The organism is Dellaglioa sp. CoH-56-MRSF-14 (assembly GCF_056782115.1).
Map to the genome: position 1 here is coordinate 1 of NZ_JBXAYB010000041.1, position 378 is coordinate 378.

The following is a 378-nucleotide window of genomic DNA, read 5'->3' on the forward strand; positions in this document are numbered from 1 at the left end:
GAGTTTTGAGTTTTATGTTCCCAGTAGTAGAACCGCTATCTGAGATAAGCGATGTACCGGTTGCTCCATTGTTATTCACCGTGGATATAACGACAGCACCGGTTTGTCCGGACACCGAAGTAACAGGCGGCGGAGGCACCGTTCCTGTGATTCTCAGGTTGCCATTTGCATCAGGCGCGATGGTGATGTTGCTACCAGCAACCAGAGTTTTGAGTTTTATGTTCCCAGTAGTAGAACCGCTATCTGAGATAAGCGATGTGCCGGTCGCAGCGTTGTTATCCGATGCCTGAACCACAATATTGCCGTTAGCATCGGGTTGCTGACCATCTACGGTCTTCACCTTGCCAGCATTATCGAGTTCCTGTTGAAGATTGGGTA

Annotated in this window: 1 pseudogene; it reads right to left on the reverse strand. The window is 49.2% G+C overall.

What is annotated here, in order from left to right:
- Positions 1-378, reverse strand: a pseudogene (locus AC1RPX_RS07765) (hypothetical protein); the annotation flags it as partial.